Consider the following 18721-nt stretch of genomic DNA (forward strand, 5'->3'; position numbering starts at 1 on the left):
TAATGAATGATATCGCTGCCGTAGCAGGACAATTGGCCAGACTCAGGGAATCCCTTCAGCAAAAGCAGCTGGAGCTAGACGGCATAGTCACTTTTTCCGATGCAGAGCGAGCCCGCAGCATCCAGTTCATCGGTAAATTGATGCAAGCCTGTCGTGGCCATGACAGGGAGCTGGACAACAAGCTCGCCAAGCTCAAGCAAAAACTCGACGGCAATCCGCCGCTCTCCTCGCTGGATGCCGACCTCGCCGTCATCGAAAAGCTGTTGCAGCAACATGGCAATGCGCTGGAAGAGTCCATCAGCCTGACCAAGTCCGCCATCGACCTTGGCACCAAACAGCTCAAATCCATCAAGGGCTTCCCGGAGGATACCCGCAAGTCCCTCAAGGAGTTTCTGGCAAGCACAGATGGCTATGGCATCGGCGACCATCAAAAGAAAGTGATCCGCCTGCTGGAGTTTTACCAGCAGGCCATCAAGATCCAGCTGCTGCCGACCCAGCCCCTGCTAGCCCCGGCTCCCGCCGCCAGCGTGCAGGCCATGGCCATCACAGAGCTCTCGTCCCCTGAGCCTGTGATCCCCTTTGACGCCAAGGCTCACGCCCATATCGCCGACGAGTTGCAACGGCTCATCACAGAGCTGGATTTTGCCGGCGCCGTTGGCGAGAGTCTGGCGGATATCCGCCGCCAGTTGCTCAATGGCATCACGCCACCGCTGCTGGCGGAGATCTGCCTGCAGGTGATAGAGCTCATCATTGAGGGCACCCGCGAGGAGCGAAAATCCTCCCAGGCTTTCCTGAGCACCCTCAACGAGAGCCTCTCTGCGGTGCATTTCAGCTTCACCGAATCCCTCGACGAAGGGCGCGCCCTGCAAAGCGCCACCCAGGATACCCGTCAGGCCATCGACAAGGAGCTACGAGCCCTCGACCATACCCTGGCCAGCCACGACGCCTTCGGCGAGCTCAAGGATGCCATCTCGGGCCATATGGGTGCCATCAACATGCTGCTGCAGGACAGGGAAGCCATGGCTACCCGTGAGCGCCACCTGCTCACCCGCCTCTCCACCATGGAGGCCAAGCTGCGACTGATGAAGGAGGAGACCGCCGAGTACAAGAAGCGGCTCACCATCCAGAAACACAAATTGTTCCTCGACAGCCTGACCCAGGTACATAACCGGGCGGCGCTGGACGAGCGGCTCGAACTCGAATACAAGCGCTGGCTGCGCTACAACACTCCACTCTGTCTGGCCATCATAGACATTGATCACTTCAAGAACATCAATGACAACTATGGCCACATGGCCGGCGACAAGGCGTTGAAGGTGGTGGCCAAGGCATTGCAGGGCGCCCTGCGCGATACCGACTTCATCGCCCGCTTTGGCGGTGAGGAGTTCGTGGTGCTGCTGCCGAACATCAACCCGGACAAATACCAGAAGCCGCTGGAGACACTGCGCCAGACCATCAAGAGCATTCCGTTCCGCTTTCGGGATGCAAGGGTCGAGATCACCATCTCCATCGGTGCCACCCTGTTTCGGGAAGGGGATCACACCACGGATGCGTTCGAGCGAGCCGACAAGGCGCTCTACAGCTCCAAGCACTCGGGTCGGGATCAGGTCAATCTGGCCTGAATCCGGGCTGAGCTGCGGCTAAAAAAGCAGCAAACGCACTTCTCCCCTATTCCCCTGCCCTACCGCTTACATCTACTATCAAATTCAAGGGATGCCACATGGCATCCTGTTTTCTCCCCAGGGAAAAGCACAACGATAACAAGCGAGTGAAAGGGGAACTTATGATTACGCACATCAATCCTGTGGGCAGCATGGACTTGCTGTCACAACTCGAGGTGGATCGCCTCAAACAGACTGCTTCCAGCGATATCTATCAACTGTTTCGCAACTGCTCGCTGGCGGTGCTCAACTCAGGTAGCCATACCGACAGCTCCAAAGAGATACTGGAGCGTTTCAAATCCTTTGATATCCATGTGATCCGGCGCGAGCGCGGGGTCAAACTCGAACTGTTCAATGCCCCCGAGCATGCCTTTGTGGATGGCGAGATCATCCGTGGCATTCAGGAGCACCTCTTCTCCGTGCTGCGCGACATCCTCTATGTGTCGACCCAGCTGGAGTCGAACCGACTGGTCAACCTGACCAGCTCCACCCATATCACCAACGTGGTGTTCGCCATACTGCGCAACGCCAAGGCGATCCTGCCGGGGGCGGATCCCAATCTGGTGGTCTGCTGGGGCGGCCACTCCATCAACCCCATTGAATACCAGTACACCCGCGAGGTCGGCAGCGAGCTGGGATTGCGCGAGCTCAACATCTGTACCGGTTGCGGTCCGGGTGCAATGGAAGGGCCCATGAAGGGGGGCGCCGTCGGCCACGCCAAGCAGCGGGTACGCAATGGCCGCTACATAGGTCTGACCGAACCTTCGATCATTGCCGCCGAGCCGCCCAACCCCATCGTCAACGAGCTGGTGATACTGCCGGATATCGAGAAACGGCTGGAGGCTTTCGTGCGTCTGGGCCACGGCATCATCATATTCCCGGGCGGGGTCGGCACGGCCGAAGAGCTGCTCTATCTGCTCGGCATCATGATGCATCCGGCCAATGAGCGCCAACCCATGCCGATTATCTTGACCGGTCCGAAAGAGAGCGCCGATTACTTCCGCGCCATAGATGACTTCGTCAAGGCTACCCTGGGCGAACCCGCTACCAGCCTCTACCGGATCATCGTCGGCGATGCGCCGGAAGTGGCCCGGGTGATGAAGGAAGCGATGCCGAAAATTCGCGAATATCGCAAATCGGTCGGCGATGCCTACTCCTTCAACTGGTCCCTCAAGATCGAGCCCGAGTTCCAGCTGCCGTTCGAGCCGGATCACGCCAGCATGGCCAGCCTGGATCTGCATCGCAACCAGCCGCCCCAATTGCTGGCAGCCAACCTGCGCCGCGCCTTTTCCGGCATCGTCGCCGGTAACGTGAAGGAAGGGGGCATCCGCGCCATCGAGAAGAAAGGCCCCTTCAAGCTGCACGGCGACAAGGAGCTGATGCACCTGATGGACAAGCTGCTGGAGAGCTTCGTCAAACAACAGCGCATGAAACTGCCTGGCACCCAATACGTACCCTGTTACGAGATAGTTCGTTAAGGGCAGTAAGCCGCCGGTGACCAGCGACAACATGGCACAAGGGGCGCAGCAGCGCCCCTTCCTTTTGCCATCTGTATGAGCATCTGACGCTCTGGCACCACCTGAACACTGTCATCAAGGCTGCCAGTTGTTACAATGGCGCGTCCTGACTGCCAAGAGTCCCCCATGCCACACCTGCTTATCATCGATGCCCTCAACCTCATCCGCCGTCTGCACGCGGTGCAAGCCCAGCAGGCGCTGACCCCGGCCCAGGCGCTCATCGCCACCCGTGCCAATCTCATCAATACCTGCCGCAAGCTGCTGGCGGGCAGCGAGCCGACCCACGTCATAGCGGTATTCGACGGCGAGATACACAGCTGGCGCAAAGAGGTCTACCCGGCCTACAAGGAGGGACGAACCCCCATGCCGGTGGAGCTGCGTGAAGGTCTGAACACGCTGCAGGATGCATTCTGGGAGTGTGGCGTAGACGCGTTGCTCTCCCAGACCGATGAGGCGGACGATCTCATCGCCACCCTGGCCAGCGGCATCGCCCAGCACGGGGCAAGGGCCACCATCATCTCTACCGACAAGGGGTTCTGTCAGCTCATCTGCCCGCAGATCCAGATCAGGGACTATTTCAACAAACGCTGGCTGGATGCCGCCTTCGTCGAGCAGCAATATGGTGTGGCACCGGCCCAGCTGGTGGATTTCTGGGCCCTGACCGGCATCAGCGGATCCAATATCAAGGGGGTGCCCGGCATAGGCCCCAAGACGGCGACCCAATTACTGCAGCAATATGGCAGCCTGTCGGCGCTGCTCGCGGCCTGCCAACAGGAGGAGGCCAGCAAGCCCTTGCTCAAGCTGCGCCAGCATCAGGACGATGCCCTGCTGGCCCAGCGTCTGGTCCGGCTGCAGCGTGATATTCCCCTGGGTTTCAACTTGCGGGAAATACGCTATCCCCCAGCACCCGAGAGCGAGGCATGACACCGACGTCCCCCATTGACCAGCAATCCTGCCAATCATGACGGGACTCACCCTTGCTGTTGACAAAAACAGATAGAATGTAAAGAAACATGGAGGGTTAGTTGTATAAATGGTATAAAACGGCCGAATCCTCCCCCTCTGTTCCCTAGAAGTGGATACCTCTCATGTCAAAAAGAAAGATTACCGTTATCCCGGGCGACGGCATTGGCCCCAGCATCATCGAATCCGCCATCCAGATCCTGACCCACGCCGGTTGTGACTTCGAATACGAGTATGCGGATGCCGGTCTGGTCGCGCTGGAGAAGCACGGCGAGCTGCTGCCCCAGGCAACCCTGGATCTGATCGAGAAGAACAAGGTCAGCCTGAAAGGCCCGCTCACCACCCCGGTCGGCGGCGGCTTCACCTCCATCAACGTCTCCCTGCGCAAGAAATTCAACCTCTACGCCAACGTCCGCCCCGTCATCTCCTTCAAGGGCACCAAGAGTCGTTACGAGAACATCGATATCATCACAGTGCGCGAGAACACAGAAGGGATGTACTCGGGCGCCGGCCAGAAGCGCAGTGATGACAACAATAGCGCCGAGGCGATGAGTATCGTTACCCGCGACGGGGCAGAACGCATCGTCAAGTTTGCCTTCGAACTGGCCCGCCAGGAAGGACGCAAGAAAGTGACCATCATCCACAAGGCCAACATTCTCAAGTCCACCTCTGGCCTGTTTCTGGAAGTGGCCCGCGATGTCGCCGCTCGCTACCCGGATATCCAGAGCGAAGAGATGATTGTCGATGCCGCCTGCATGAACCTGGTGATGTACCCGGAGCGGTTCGATGTCATGGTCACCACCAACCTGTTTGGCGACATCCTCTCGGATCTGTGCGCCGGTCTGGTGGGCGGTCTGGGTATGGCACCTGGTGCCAACATCGGCGATGGCGCCGCCATCTTCGAAGCGGTCCATGGCTCGGCGCCGGATATCGCAGGCAAGAACATCGCCAACCCGACCTCGGTGATCCTCGCCTCCATCCAGATGCTGGAATACCTGGGCATGCAGGACAAGGCTGAGCGCATCCGTGAGGCAGTGCGCGCCACCATCGAATCCGGTGATCGCGTGACCCGGGATCTCGGGGGGACCGCCTCTACCAGCGAGTTCACCCAATCCATCATAGACCGTTTGTAATTCATCTTAATTCGTTGATTCAAAAGGGGAGCTCAGGCTCCCCTTGTTTTATCTCGCGGCGCGCTACCCGCCTAGTCAATTGACTACTATGTTCAATGCATAAGGGATAAGGAGATCCATTATGCGCGCTATTTTTCCCCTGTTGCTTATCAGCAGCAGCGTCATGGCAGTAGACAGACCGGTCGGAAATGCTTGGAAACAGCTTCCGGCAGCCCAGTCGCAGCCCGCCAGTCAGGTATGGCGTTCCAGCCTGGATACCAATGATCTGCTCAAGGCGCCCAAACCGCTCTCCTTCGGGGTAGACATCATGACGGACAGCGACGGCAACCAGCAGGTTACCGCATACCAGAAGCTGAATTTGACGGCGGAGAAGAGCGTTAGCCTCTCCTTCGAGCACCACAAACCCAGGATCAAGTTCAAGGCTGCTGGCATGAATACGGCCATCAAACTCAGAGGGGATGGGGTCAAGTTGCAGTTCAATCCGGTCGACAAGAGCATCCCCCTGCAGATAGAGCTCAAAGTCACGGATGACGAGTCATCCCTGCGTCTCGACTACCGCTTCTGACACTGGCTGCATGGCGCAGATAGCAAAAGACCGATGGCATCGCTGCCATCGGTCTTTTTTCTGCTCACGGCAAGGGGCCGGATGTCACTCCTTGGCTTCCAGCTTGGAGACCCAGTACTTGTTGTAGACGTGTACCGTGATCTCTTCGCGATCGTGATAGAGCTGCTTGGCCTGAATGACGAAGGCGTTGTCTACCTCCTTGAGCAGGCCGCGCAACACCTCTATGTTGTGTACCGCTTCGGCGTAACGCTTCTTCATCGGCAGCTTGAGGTTGAACATGGCCTCCTGACAGTCGTTCTCGCGGAACCAGTCAGCGATCATGTGAACAACCCGCGCCGGCTTCTCCACCATGTCGCACACCAGCCAGTAGATATTCTTCTTGCTGGGGCGCCACACAAAACCATCATCACGCAGGTGCTTCACCTGACCGGTATCCATCAGGGACTGGGCCATGGTGCCGTTATCCACCGCTGTCACCATCATGCCGCGACGTACCAGCTGATGGGTCCAGCCACCCGGGCAGGCGCCCAGATCGACGGCTTTCATGCCGGAGGTGAGGCGCAGGTCCCACTCTTCCCGCGGTACGAACACATAGAAGGCCTCTTCCAGCTTGAGGCTGGATCGGCTCGGTGCATCCGGCGGGCAGCGCAGACGGGGAATGCCCATGTGGAATTCGGAGTTGTTGAACGAGTAGGAATACCCCAGCAACAGGTGATCGTTGGCCATGAAGAAGGCGTGGAACACAGGACGGTGCGGCGTCTCTTTCTTGGTCAGCAACTCCTTGCTGCGCAGGGCCTGACGAAGCGGCACTGTGAACTTGCGGCAGAAGGCCGACAGCTCTTTCGCTTCGTTGGTATCGGCGGTTTCAACTCGCAGATCGCCACAGATGGTGTATTCACGGGTCGCTTCTATGATGGGCGAGATCCGATCAGCCACATCCAGATCCTTCAGCTCGTGGGTCACCACCAGCATCTGACGGATGAAGATAAGCTCTCTGAATGGCAACTTGCGCGCCAGCAGATCGGCCTGCTCCTCGTCATACAACTCGAATATCACATAACCGCTGTCGTCCTTGACCCGGGCGAAACCGTAGCACTGCATGTTACTGGCACGCTCGGTGATCTCTGCCGCCGCCTCTTTCTCAAAACCGGGGCGGCAATAAAGCAGCAGATTATTCATTTTTTCCTCCAAGACGACAGCCAGCCCATATCAGAGCCGCCCATCCCAACATAAAACAGAGGCCACCGGCCGGGGTAATGAGCCCCAGCCCCTTGCTGCCAAGCAGCACCATGGCGTAAATACTGCCGCAGAATCCAAGGATCCCCAGCAAAAATGCGGTGCCAGCGAAGGTGATTACCTTGCTGCGCACACCGCACCAACCCAGCACCAGCAGGGCCAATGCGTGAAAAAACTGATAGTGCACGGCGGTGTTGAACGCCGCCAGCTGCGAAGCCGTAATACCGCTCGCCGCCAGACCGTGGGCGCCATAAGCCCCCAGCATGGTCGCCGTCAGGCCAAAAAAACCCGCCAGTACCAACCAATGTCGATGGATCTGCATTCTTACCCTCCTCGTTCTCTCCGTCGCGACCGTCAGCCCTGTGCCAGCGTCGCCGCGATGAAGCACCTGATATGATCAGCCGCCTGCTGCAGGTTCTCCTGCTCGCTCACGCCGCTGGCTTTTCGCGGTTTGAAGCCATGGTCACCATCGGTCAGCCAGTGGACCGATACGTGGGGTGAGAAGGGAAAATCTGCCAGTTCGGCGCGCGTGCCGAAGGTGTCGCGCTCCCCTTGCAACAGCAGGGTCGGCGTCTTGATCTGCTTGAGCACCTCGCCCCGCCAGCGGTCGGGCTTGGCCGGGGGGTGGAAAGGATACCCGAGAATGAGCAATCCTGCAGCATTCATCTCGTCCCCACCTTCGCCATACAGCTCTGCCGCCATGCGTCCCCCCATGGACTTGCCCGCCAGGAACAGCCTTGGGTGAGCGAACAGCTGCGCCATCTGGCGCCAATGGTCGAGCAATACCGGCTGCCTATCCGGCGGCCTGCGCTTGCCATCCTGGGCCCGATTGGTCATGTAGGGGAAGTTGAAACGCACTACCTCGATATCGGGCCCCGCCAGCAGGCGTGACAGCTCGCAAAGAAAAGCGTGTTCCATACCGGCCCCGGCGCCATGGGCCAGCAAGATGCGAACGGGGGCATCACTCGCCCCCTCTCTCATCACATCAGGCATCGGCGAGGCGTGCCCGGCGACGAGCCTCTTCCTGCTCCACCAGCTCCAGCATCCAGTCGCGGAAGGCCACTATCTTGCCCTGATCGGACTGCTGCTCCTGGCATACCAGGTAGAACGCATTCTTGCTCACCAGCACCTGCTCGAACGGGCAGATAAGGCGTCCCGCTTCGATTTCTGGCTGGGCCAGCACACTGTGACCAAGCGCCACCCCCTGACCGTGGATCGCCGCCTGGATCACCATGGTGGAGTGACTGAAGATAGGTCCCTGATTGACGTTGGGCGCATCGATGTCGAGCTGGCGAAACCAGGCCTTCCAGTCACGGCGGGAGGTATCGTGCAACAGGGTGTGGCGGATCAGATCATCCGGGGTGCGCAGCGGCTTGGGGCCGGTCAGCAACAGCGGCGAGCAGACAGGGATCAGGTACTCGGTGTGCAGCTTGTCGGCACGCAGTCCAGGCCAGTTGCCACGGCCGTAGTAGATGGCCACGTCCACATCGTCGGTCAGCGACCCCTCGTCCATGTCCACCGCCTTGATCCGTACGTCTATGTCCGGATGACGTTCACTGAACTTCACCAGTCTGGGCACCAGCCACTGGATGGCAAAACTTGGCTGCAAGCTGACGGTGAGTGCCCCCTTGGCACTGCGGGCCAGCAGCTTGTCGGTCGCCTCCGAGATGGAGGTGAAGATGTCTTTGATATCGAGGAAGTAACCCTGCCCCTCTTCGGTCAACAGCAAGGAGCGGTTCTTGCGGCGAAACAGCTTGATGCCGAGATACTCTTCCAACGCCTTGATCTGGTGACTGATGGCAGCCTGGGTCACAAACAGCTCTTCCGCTGCCCGGGTGAAGCTTAAGTGACGAGCCGCGGCTTCGAATGCTTTCAGGGCATTGAGCGGGGGTAAACGACGAGACATGAGACCAGCCGACGATGAGTTTTTCTAATGGGCCGCATTATAATTTGTCGGTTGCGGGTCGACCAGTGAATAAACATAATTCGCTTCGCAATCCGTTGTCATATGGCTCACTTTTTCTCTTCCATGTTGGTTTACATGTGATTTTTGTGAGTCAGTGGTCTGCGATTGTGGTGTTGTGTTTCTTCCTCTGCGGGAAGAGGGGCTTAAATCGGACCGATTTAACCCAGTCTGTCATCTGAATGTGTTTGGCGCCTCCGGTTGGATGGCGCCTTTTTTCTTATCCTATACCTTGAACTGCCCCACCAGCTGCTGCTGTTTGTCCGCCAACGCCGACAACTCGCGCCCATTTTCGGCGGAGGTCGCCGCCTCGGCCCGTATGGTATGGCTCACATCGCGAATGTTGCTGACGTTGCGATTGATCTCGTCCGCCACCCCGCTCTGCTCCTGCGCCGCCCTGGCAATCTGCTCGTTCATCTGATGAATGGTCGCCACCGCATGGATAATCTGCTCAAGTACGCTGACCGACAGATCCACTTTTGTCAGCGTCACATCCGCCTGGCTGTGACCCGTCATGATCGCCTTGACCACGGCCTCGGTACCGGACTGAAGCTGCCCTATAAGGGTCTGGATCTCGACGATGGCATTCTGGGTACGCCCCGCCAGATTGCGCACTTCGTCGGCCACCACGGCGAAGCCACGGCCCTGTTCACCGGCCCGCGCCGCCTCGATGGCGGCGTTCAGCGCCAACAGGTTGGTCTGCTCGGCGATCCCCTGGATCACCACCAGTATGTCGTTGATGTTGTCGCTGTTGGCGGCGAGTCGCTCCACCACAGGTTTGGCATCGCTGATCACCGCCATCAACTTGCGCATGGCCTCCTGGGTATCGGCCACCACATACTTGCCCTCCTGCGCCGAGGTATCTGCCTGGTTGGCCGCCGCCACCGCCGAGTTGGCGTTGCCCGCCACCTGCAAGGCAGTGGCACTGAGTTCCTCGAATGCAGTCGCCACCAGATCCACCTCCTGGTACTGGGCCTGCATGCCGGCACTGGTGCGTTCGGCAACCTGAGCCGCCTGCTCCGCACTGGCGCGGGTGCCCGCAACGGTATCAATCACCTGACTGATGGTGGATTGCAATTTGTTGAGGAAGCTGTTGAACCACTTGGCCAACTCGCCAATCTCGTCATCGCGATGCAGGTCAATCCGCTGGGTCAGGTCTCCCTCCCCCGTGGCTATGTCCTTGAGGCGAGCCACCACGGCGCGAATGGGGGCAACTATCTGACGAGCCATCAACCAGATGCAGAGCAGGGCTACCACCGAAATCACGCCGCCAATCACCAGTTGGGTGACCACGCTGCCATTGGCCTGGTTGGAGAGTTCGTCTTGCAGCTGGCGGGCCGAGGCCAGCACAACGGTGCGGGGAAGCTCGATATAGATGCCCCATTTGTGCTCGGTGCCGCGCATGCTGACCGGCACGAAGGTTTGCAGCAGAGTCCCGTCAGGACTCCAGCGTGTCATTGTCTGCCCCTGGCCGATCCAGCCTTTCAGATCGCCAGCCAGTGCCTGATATTGCTGCCCCAACGGGCTGCCCAGGGTGACGTCAAACCCATCCACCCCGGCGGCTCGCCCTTCGTGACTGACCAGCAATACCTTGCCCTGCCCGTCGTACAGCGCCTGATCCATCTCCTTGACCAGACTTTGCAGGGTCGCCAGCGAGATATCGACCCCGACCATGCCAAGCAGGTTCTCCTGCTCCAGCAGGGGCACTGTCACCGAGGTCATCAGCACCTTCTGCGACCCCACATCATCGAGGTAGGGTTCGAGCAGGCAGAGCGCCTTGCTGCGAATGCTGCAACGATACCAGTCGTTCTCCACGCCACCTGCTGCCGTGGGGCTCTCGTCCACCAGCACGGATTCGTCTTGCACCTCAGCTTCTATCTTGCCGTCGACCCGGGCCCAGTAAGTGGAGAAGCGCCCCTTGTCATTGGCACCCAGCTCGCTGGAACCGTGGTAGTTGCTGTCCTCCCCATCCAGCTGATCGGGCTCGAACACCGCATAGACACCAAGCAGGTTGGCGGAAGCCGCCGCCGCATCGTGCAGTTGCTGATTGACGGCACCACGCAGCGCCTCGGAAGAGCCAAAGTTGTCGGCCGCATTCTTGCGCTGGAACAATATGCTCTGAGCCAGCAGAGTGGTACGGAAATAGGCCTCATCCAGATAGCTGGTGACCTTGGCCGCCTGCTCGGATCCCATCGCCTTCATCCAGTTTTCGGCCGAGCGTTGCGCCTCCTCAGTGGTGGAGGTCAGCACCTGATCCTGCATCCGGGCGGCGCTATAAAGAGAAGAGGCAACCAGGGCACCAGCACTGGCCAATAAACAACAACCGGCGATCAGGGTGATTCGCCCCTGAACAGAAAGAGAACTCATGCCACCATTCCTAGCTCATACAGATGTGATCAGTGTATCGGTTTTGGATACAAAAACTTAACCTAATCAAGCAAAATCCAGGCTCAGCTGGTTAACTTCCCCGTCACGAGGAAGGCCCACCACCAGTCCTAGCAGTCGAATGGGCTTGCCCTGCGCCCGCAGCAGCCCTTCATGGAGCAGATCGTGAAACAGCTCGGGCTGATAGCCGCCACGGCGATAGACAGTGGTCTGCTGAAAATCGGCGAACTTGAGCTTGATCCCCTGCCCCATCAACTGCTCCCTGGCATAGCCAGCGGCAAAACGACGCTCCAGCTCGGGAATAAGCTGGCTCAGTACCTGCCAGCAGGCGGCCTCATCCAGCACATCGCTGGCCAGCGTTGTCTCCACGCCAATGGTTTTACGGATCCGCTGCGCCTGCACCGGCTGATCATCACGGCCCCAGATCCGACCAGTCAGCATCTCCCCCAACTTGCCAAACCGGGCGATCAGCTCATCACTGCTGAGCACTCTTGCATCCTCGCACGAATAGAGTCCCTGGGACTCCAGCCGATCGGCCGTCTTGCGTCCGATCCCCGGCAACTTGGCCAAAGGCAACTGGCGCACGAACTCATCCACCTCCTCTGGCCGGATCACGAACAGGCCGTCGGGTTTGCGCTGCTCCGACGCGAGTTTGGCCAGAAATTTGTTCGGTGCGACCCCGGCCGAAGCGGTCAGCCCCAGTTCGGTCACTATAGCGTGGCGGATCTCGGCCGCCATCAGGGTGGCACTGCCACCACAGCAGTTACTGTCGGTGACATCGAGGTAGGCTTCGTCCAGCGAAAGCGGCTCCACCAGCTCGGTGTAGCGCAGGAAGATGGCGCGCAGCTGACGGGAGGTCTCCTTGTAGACCGCCATTCGTCCCGGTATGAGTACAAGCGGCGGGCAGAGCTTCTTGGCCAGACCACTCGGCATGGCGGAGCGCACCCCGAAACGGCGCGCCACATAGTTGCAGGTCGAGATGACCCCCCGCCGATCGGAGGAGCCCCCTATCGCCAAGGGTACGTCCCGCAGAGCCGGGTTGTCCCGCATCTCTACCGCCGCATAAAAGCAGTCCATGTCGATGTGAATGATTTTGCGCATACCACTGTACGAATAAACAGTTAACTCACCCATGCTAACCCAGCGCACCCGTTTCTGCCATCGGCATGAAACAACGAACAGGCATAGACTCTTAAGGCACCACTCACAACAACTGACAAGGAGGAAGGGCATGAGAGCACTCTGGCTGGGAGTAGGACTGGGACTCTGCCTGCTGCCGCTGTTTGGCAGTACCAAGGACCACCCGACCGCCGAATGCAGCTGGCTGCATGATCGCATCGAGACACTGGAGAAGGCCATCAAGCAAGGGGATGAGCTGGGAACACGGGAGGAACTGGCGCGCTGGAAGGTCGAGTTCAAAAAGAAAGCCTGTCATCAATACGACTACTGAATCCCCCTTCCACCAAAGAAAAAGCGGGCTGACCCCAAGGTCAGCCCGCCTGCCATTCAGCCTTGGCCCGAGTGCAACTCGAAAACCCAGGCCCGCTCAGATGATCCGGTTATCGGTCAGCATCTTGCGACGGGCCTCTTCCTTGGCCATCTTCTTCTTGCGGTTGTCACAGGGTTCCGGGCAATCGCACTCTTTTTCGATACCTATAGTGCCCAGTCCGCCACAGGAGCCGGAAATGGTCTTCTTCTGGAAGATGTAACCTATGGCCATGGCCACCACAACGACCAGAAATACCCCGAAGGTGATCAGAAAAATCTGCATGCTAGTGCCCCTTACTTTCTAACCAGGTACTGTTTGAACGCATCTGAATAGGCTTCGTCAAACCCATCGGCCGTCTTGGTGATCACGAAGATCGCCAGTCCGCGCTCCTTGGCATACGCCAGGCTCTTCTCGGGCCCGAGCACCATGAACACGGTCGCCAACCCGTCTGCGGTCATGCAGGAAGGGTGAATGACGGTCACCGACACCATGCGATGCTGGATGGGTTTGCCCGTCATGGGATCGATAGTGTGGGAGAAACGCTGGCCATCCATTTCGTAGTAATTGCGGTACTCGCCTGAAGTGGCAACCCCGTTGTCCCCCGGCACTATCACTTCCTGCACAGAGCCGGCATTGGCGGTCGGCTTCTCGATGGCCACGCGCCAGGGGTGCCCCTTGCCGTTGACGCCATTGATCCGCAGCTCGCCGCCGATCTCCACCAGATAATTGCGAGACCCCATTGACTCCAAATACTCAGCCACCTTGTCCACCCCGAAGCCCTTGGCAATGGCAGAGAGATCCACGTAGAGGTCCGGAATATCTTTTTGCAACGTATCTGCATCGGCGGAGGTGATCACATGCAAATTGCCCAGACCAGTCTTCTGACGGGTCTGGGTGATCAGCTCCTCGGAGGGGATCCTGGTCGGACGCGCATCCGGCCCGAAGCCCCACAGATTGACCAGGGGGCCGACGGTAACGTCAAGCGCCCCACGGCTCTCACGGCCCAGATGCAGGGATTCAGTCACCACCCGGGCAGTATCGCGAGAGACCACCACAGGGGTCGAGCTTCTGTGCTGGTTGAAACGGGACAACTCGGAATCGGGGCGGTACGTCGACATCTGGTCGTTGACCCGCTCCAGCAGAATGTCTACTTCAGCCTGAAACTTGGCCGGATCCTGGATGATCTCATCCGCGACCTTGATGGAATAGTAGGTACCCATGGTGCTGCCGGTGATGTGGATCTCCGGCTTGGATTGGACCGTTTCCTGACCGCACCCAGTCAAGAAAAAGGCTAGCCCTAAGGCTAGCCAGGTCTTTACAACGCTGTGCATTGATTAACCACCAAAGTCATCCAGCAGGATGTTTTCGTCTTCAACACCGAGGTTCTTCAGCATGTTGATGACGGCAGCATTCATGACGGGAGGTCCACACATGTAGAACTCGCAATCTTCCGGCGCCTCGTGGTTCTTGAGATAGTTCTCGAACAAGACGTTGTGGATGAAGCCTGTGTAGCCATCCCAGTCGTCTTCCGGTTGCGGATCAGACAGGGCGACGTGCCACTGGAAATTGTCATTCTCGGCCGCCAGCATGTCGAAGTCTTCGACATAGAACATCTCGCGCTTGGAACGGGCACCGTACCAGAAGCTCATCTTGCGATGGGTCTTCAGGCGACGCAGCTGGTCGAAGATATGGGAGCGCATCGGCGCCATACCCGCACCACCACCGACGAACACCATTTCGGCATTGGTGTCTTTGGCGAAGAACTCACCGAACGGACCCGAGATGGTCACCTTGTCGCCAGCCTTGAGGCTGAAGATATAGGAGGACATTTGGCCGGGAGGCGCAGTCCAGTTGCTGGGCGGCGGGGTCGCGATCCGCACGTTCAGCATTATGATGCCGAACTCTTCCGGATAGTTGGCCATGGAATAAGCACGAATGATCGGCTCGTTGACCTTGGACTCCAGTTCGAAGATCTTGAAGCGATCCCAATCCCCGCGATACTCCTCGGGAATATCGAAGTTCTTGTACTGCACATGGTGAGCAGGGGCTTCGATCTGGATATAACCACCGGCGCGGAACGGCACGCTCTCGCCATCCGGGATCTGCAGCTTGAGCTCCTTGATGAAGGTGGCCTTGTTATCGTTGGAGATAACAGTACAGTCCCACTTCTTCACCCCGAAGATCTCTTCAGGCAGCTCGATATCCATGTCGGAACGCACTGTGACCTGACAGGCCAGACGCTCCCCATGACGGGCTTCACCCTTGCTGATGTGATCCAGCTCGGTCGGCAGAATATCACCGCCGCCAGCTTTCACCCGCACCTTGCACTGACCACAGGAGCCACCGCCGCCACAGGCGGAGGAGACGAAGATGCCGCTGCCGGCCAGCACGCCGAGCAGCTTGCCACCCGCCGGGCTGGTGACAGCCTTGGCCGGGTCGCCGTTGATGCTGATTGTCACGTCACCTGCGGTCACCAGCTTGGACTTGGCGAACAGAATGACTGCCACCAAAGCCAGCAGGATCACGGTGAACATGACCACACCCAGAATAATTTCCATCTATTATTCCTTTTCCGATTACAGGGAAATACCAGAGAAGGACATAAAGCCCAGCGCCATGAGTCCCGCGGTGATGAAGGTGATGCCCAGTCCACGCAGACCTTGCGGCACGTCGGAGTACTTCATCTTCTCGCGGATCCCCGCCATCGCCACGATGGCAAGCATCCAGCCGGCACCCGACCCCACGCCATAGACCACAGACTCCACGAAGTTGTAGTCACGCTGCACCATGAAGGAGACGCCACCGAAGATGGCGCAGTTCACGGTAATGAGCGGCAGGAAGATGCCGAGCGCGTTGTAGAGCGCAGGGAAGTACTTGTCCAGCGCCATTTCCAGGATCTGCACCAGGGCTGCAATCACACCGATGAAGGTGATGAAGCTCAGGAAGCTCAGATCCAGGCCGGAGACCAGGGCACCATCCTTGAGGACGTAGTTGTAGATCAGGTTGTTGGCCGGAACGGCAACGGTCTGAACCACGATAACGGCAATCCCCAGACCCATGGCGGTCTTGACCTTCTTGGACACTGCCAGGAAGGTACACATCCCCAGGAAGAAAGAGAGGGCCAGGTTTTCGATGAAAATCGAACGAATCAACAGACTCAGATAGTGTTCCATACCTTAATCCTTCGCCTCCACCTGCTTGGGATCCTTGGTGCGAACGCCCCAAATGATCAGACCAATGATGAAGAACGCACTCGGCGGCAGCAGCAGCAGACCGTTAGGCACATACCAGCCACCATTGTTCACCAGCGGCAGCAGCTCGATACCGAACCAGGTGCCGGAGCCCAGGATCTCACGCACTGTGGCCACGGTCAGCAGCACGGCGCCGTAACCCAGACCGTTACCGATACCATCCAGGAAGGAGGGCAACGGGGCGCTCTTCATGGCATAGGCTTCGGCACGGCCCATCACGATACAGTTGGTGATGATAAGGCCCACGAATACCGAGAGTTGCTTGGAGATCTCATAGGCATACGCCTTGAGCACCTGGTCAACCACGATAACCAGTGACGCTATGATCGCCATCTGGGCGATGATCCGTACACTGTTCGGGATCTGGTTGCGGATCAGGGAGATGAACAGGTTGGAGAAGGCAGTGACCGCGGTAACGGCCAGCGTCATCACGAATGCCGTCTTCATCTGGCTGGTAACGGCCAGCGCGGAACAGACACCCAGCACCTGCAAGGCGATGGGGTTGTTGCCGAGCACAGGCGTCAACAGCAACTTCTTCATTTCGCTCTTGTCAGCCATTGTTGATTTCTCCTGCACGAATCTTGGCCAGGAAAGGACCAAAGCCCTTGGGTCCCATCCAGAAGTCGAACGTGTGCTGTACACCGTTACCAGTCAGAGTCGCGCCAGACAGGCCATCGATCTCATGCTTGGAACCTTCAGGGGCGTGGCCCTTGATGACTCGCAAGGCGGGCATGCCGTCCTGATCGAACAACTTCTTGTCCTTGAACAGACCTTGCCAGACCGGGTTGCCAATCTCGCCGCCCAGACCCGGGGTTTCACCGTGGTCATAGTAGGTGATGCCCTTGATGGTCTCGCCATCTGCCGCCACGGCAACGAAGGCATACATGGTGGACCACAGACCCTGGCCATAAATTGGCAGAATGATGTTGTCGACCTTGCCTTCGGCATCCTTGGCGAAGAACACAGGGATCAGCCTGGAGATTTGACGCAAACCAGCCTTGTCATCGGCAGGTGCCAGACGAATGCTTTTTGCCGGGTCTTTCGCTGCCAGCTTGGTGTCGAAGTTGTCGGCATCGCCGTCAACGAATTCACCGGTAGTCAGGTCAACCAAACGCGCTTCAATCTTGTCACCGTACAGTTGTGCCAGGTCACGCTTGGCCACACTGCTGATATCGACACCGGCAACGGACAGGATATTGCTTTGCTTGTCCAGCGCCTTGTTTTCCAGCTGAGCCGGACGCAGCCCCACAGCAGCCACTGAGACCACGATGGAACACACCAGACACAGACCAGCCACGACGGTAAGGGTGCCGACGGTAGAGTCTTTATTAAACGCCACGAGCGATCCTCCGCTTGATGTTCGCCTGCGCCACGAAATGGTCAAACAAGGGGGCAAACAGGTTGGCAAACAGAATGGCCAACATCATGCCTTCCGGGAACGCTGGGTTCACCACCCGGATCAGCACTACCATGACGCCGATCAGAGCGCCATACCACCACTTGCCCTTGTTGGTAAAGGCGGCGGAGACCGGATCGGTCGCCATGAATGCCATACCGAAGGCAAAGCCGCCCAGCACCAGATGCCAGTGCCACGGCATGCTGAACATGGGGTTGGTGTCGGAACCTATGACGTTGAACAGCAGGGAGGTGGCGACCATACCGATCATCACACCTGCGATGATGCGCCAGGAGGCGATCCGCATGTAGACGATCATGGCAGCACCGATGAGGATCATCAGGGTAGAGACTTCACCGATGGAACCCGGCAGGTTGCCAAGGAAAGCGTCCATCCAGCTGATGGCCTGGCCGGTTGTACCGTTGATCAGCGCCATCTGGCCGCCCTGGGCCCACTGGCTCAGCGCAGTCGCGCCCGAATAGCCATCAACGGCCACCCAGACGGCATCACCGGAGATCTGGCCCGGGTAGGCGAAGAACAGGAACGCACGACCCGCCAGGGCCGGGTTCAGGAAGTTCTTGCCGGTACCACCGAACACCTCTTTGGCCATCACCACACCGAAGGTGATACCCAGAGCGGCTTGCCACAAGGGCAGCTCTGGCGGCACTATCAGGGCGAACAGGATGGAGGTCACGAAGAAGCCTTCGTTGATCTCGTGCTTGCGCACCATGGCGAACAGCACTTCCCAGAAACCACCGACCAGGAACACGGTCAGGTAGATGGGCAGGAAGTGAGCCGCACCGATCAGCATCTTGCTGCCGATACCGGCAACCGCTGGATCCAGTGAGGCTCCCAGCAGAGTCGCTATGGTGTATTGCCAGGTATCGGCACCGGCCGCGCTGCCCAGATGGGCGATGGCGGCGATGGACTGGTTGCCGACGTTGAACATGCCCCAGAACATGGCCGGGAACACGGCCAGCCACACCATGATCATCATGCGCTTCAGATCGATCGCATCACGGACGTGGGCAGCATTGCGGGTCACGGACCCGGGGGTATAAAACAGGGTGTACGCCGCTTCGAACAGGGCATAGTACTTGGCGTACTTGCCACCCGGCTCGAAGTGATGTTCCATATTTTCAAGAAGTTGCTTGAAACTCAT

General features: G+C 58.6%; 19 protein-coding genes. 6 read left to right on the forward strand and 13 right to left on the reverse strand.

Features of this window, described 5'->3' with window-relative positions; genetic code table 11:
- Window positions 1-2: 2 nt before the first annotated feature.
- From GWQ31_RS07505 to GWQ31_RS07525, 5 genes are all read left to right on the forward strand, one after another.
- Window positions 3-1622, forward strand: coding sequence for a GGDEF domain-containing protein (locus GWQ31_RS07505; protein WP_275909020.1), 1620 nt, complete (start codon window positions 3-5; stop codon window positions 1620-1622).
- Window positions 1623-1783: 161 nt separating this feature from the next.
- The gene (ppnN, locus tag GWQ31_RS07510; RefSeq protein ID WP_021139357.1) at window positions 1784-3139 is read left to right on the forward strand and encodes a nucleotide 5'-monophosphate nucleosidase PpnN; all 1356 of its coding nucleotides are present in this window, start codon (window positions 1784-1786) and stop codon (window positions 3137-3139) included.
- Window positions 3140-3304: 165 nt separating this feature from the next.
- Window positions 3305-4102 carry a flap endonuclease Xni gene (gene xni / locus GWQ31_RS07515; protein WP_111589299.1) on the forward strand — a complete coding sequence of 266 codons (798 nt, stop codon included), beginning with the start codon at window positions 3305-3307 and terminating at the stop codon, window positions 4100-4102.
- Between the two features lie 164 nt (window positions 4103-4266).
- A complete protein-coding gene (locus GWQ31_RS07520; RefSeq protein WP_058393501.1) occupies window positions 4267-5274 on the forward strand; it encodes an isocitrate dehydrogenase in 1008 nt (335 codons plus the stop codon).
- Window positions 5275-5395: 121 nt separating this feature from the next.
- Window positions 5396-5839, forward strand: a complete 444-nt coding sequence (locus tag GWQ31_RS07525; protein ID WP_275909021.1) for a hypothetical protein — start codon at window positions 5396-5398, stop codon at window positions 5837-5839.
- A gap of 84 nt (window positions 5840-5923) precedes the next feature.
- On the opposite strand, the gene rlmM is transcribed toward GWQ31_RS07525, so the two are convergent.
- The 6 genes from rlmM to dinB all read right to left on the reverse strand — a co-directional run bounded on the left by rlmM (window position 5924) and on the right by dinB (window position 12524).
- On the reverse strand, window positions 5924-7018 hold the full coding sequence (rlmM, locus tag GWQ31_RS07530; RefSeq protein ID WP_059112140.1) for a 23S rRNA (cytidine(2498)-2'-O)-methyltransferase RlmM: 1095 nt from the start codon (window positions 7016-7018) through the stop codon (window positions 5924-5926).
- Window positions 7011-7397, reverse strand: a complete 387-nt coding sequence (locus GWQ31_RS07535; protein WP_005312004.1) for a DUF423 domain-containing protein — start codon at window positions 7395-7397, stop codon at window positions 7011-7013. The genes rlmM and GWQ31_RS07535 overlap by 8 nt, the downstream gene beginning before the upstream one ends.
- Window positions 7398-7429: 32 nt before the next feature.
- Window positions 7430-8068 carry an alpha/beta fold hydrolase gene (locus GWQ31_RS07540; protein ID WP_169046630.1) on the reverse strand — a complete coding sequence of 213 codons (639 nt, stop codon included), beginning with the start codon at window positions 8066-8068 and terminating at the stop codon, window positions 7430-7432.
- The gene (locus GWQ31_RS07545) at window positions 8061-8981 is read right to left on the reverse strand and encodes a transcriptional regulator GcvA (protein ID WP_005312000.1); all 921 of its coding nucleotides are present in this window, start codon (window positions 8979-8981) and stop codon (window positions 8061-8063) included. Before GWQ31_RS07545 ends, GWQ31_RS07540 begins: the two co-directional genes overlap by 8 nt.
- A gap of 282 nt (window positions 8982-9263) precedes the next feature.
- Window positions 9264-11405 carry a methyl-accepting chemotaxis protein gene (locus GWQ31_RS07550; RefSeq protein WP_058393504.1) on the reverse strand — a complete coding sequence of 714 codons (2142 nt, stop codon included), beginning with the start codon at window positions 11403-11405 and terminating at the stop codon, window positions 9264-9266.
- Between the two features lie 66 nt (window positions 11406-11471).
- The gene (gene dinB / locus GWQ31_RS07555; protein WP_275909022.1) at window positions 11472-12524 is read right to left on the reverse strand and encodes a DNA polymerase IV; all 1053 of its coding nucleotides are present in this window, start codon (window positions 12522-12524) and stop codon (window positions 11472-11474) included.
- A 130-nt stretch (window positions 12525-12654) separates the two neighbouring features.
- On the opposite strand from dinB, the gene GWQ31_RS07560 reads away from it, so the two are divergent.
- Window positions 12655-12873, forward strand: coding sequence for a hypothetical protein (locus GWQ31_RS07560; RefSeq protein ID WP_275909023.1), 219 nt, complete (start codon window positions 12655-12657; stop codon window positions 12871-12873).
- A 96-nt stretch (window positions 12874-12969) separates the two neighbouring features.
- Here GWQ31_RS07560 and nqrM read toward each other — a convergent pair whose 3' ends face one another.
- Genes nqrM through GWQ31_RS07595 form a run of 7 tightly spaced genes read right to left on the reverse strand, consistent with a single transcriptional unit; the run spans window position 12970 to window position 18721 of the window.
- Entirely contained in the window at window positions 12970-13194 is a 225-nt protein-coding gene (gene nqrM, locus GWQ31_RS07565; protein WP_005311992.1) for a (Na+)-NQR maturation NqrM, read from the reverse strand.
- 11 nt (window positions 13195-13205) lie between these two features.
- Window positions 13206-14243, reverse strand: a complete 1038-nt coding sequence (locus tag GWQ31_RS07570) for an FAD:protein FMN transferase ApbE (protein ID WP_021139367.1) — start codon at window positions 14241-14243, stop codon at window positions 13206-13208.
- 3 nt (window positions 14244-14246) lie between these two features.
- Entirely contained in the window at window positions 14247-15470 is a 1224-nt protein-coding gene (nqrF, locus tag GWQ31_RS07575) for an NADH:ubiquinone reductase (Na(+)-transporting) subunit F (protein WP_265421687.1), read from the reverse strand.
- 18 nt (window positions 15471-15488) lie between these two features.
- Window positions 15489-16085 (reverse strand): NADH:ubiquinone reductase (Na(+)-transporting) subunit E, encoded by a 597-nt coding sequence (gene nqrE / locus GWQ31_RS07580; RefSeq protein WP_021139368.1) that lies wholly within the window; start codon window positions 16083-16085, stop codon window positions 15489-15491.
- A 3-nt stretch (window positions 16086-16088) separates the two neighbouring features.
- Window positions 16089-16721: an NADH:ubiquinone reductase (Na(+)-transporting) subunit D gene (locus tag GWQ31_RS07585; protein WP_265421686.1), complete on the reverse strand. Its 633-nt coding sequence runs from the start codon at window positions 16719-16721 to the stop codon at window positions 16089-16091.
- The gene (locus tag GWQ31_RS07590; RefSeq protein WP_059112147.1) at window positions 16714-17502 is read right to left on the reverse strand and encodes a Na(+)-translocating NADH-quinone reductase subunit C; all 789 of its coding nucleotides are present in this window, start codon (window positions 17500-17502) and stop codon (window positions 16714-16716) included. Before GWQ31_RS07590 ends, GWQ31_RS07585 begins: the two co-directional genes overlap by 8 nt.
- Window positions 17492-18721, reverse strand: a complete 1230-nt coding sequence (locus GWQ31_RS07595) for an NADH:ubiquinone reductase (Na(+)-transporting) subunit B (RefSeq protein ID WP_021139371.1) — start codon at window positions 18719-18721, stop codon at window positions 17492-17494. The genes GWQ31_RS07590 and GWQ31_RS07595 overlap by 11 nt, the downstream gene beginning before the upstream one ends.

The sequence above is a fragment of the Aeromonas sp. 2MA4 genome (assembly GCF_029237305.1).
Lineage (GTDB): Bacteria > Pseudomonadota > Gammaproteobacteria > Enterobacterales > Aeromonadaceae > Aeromonas > Aeromonas salmonicida.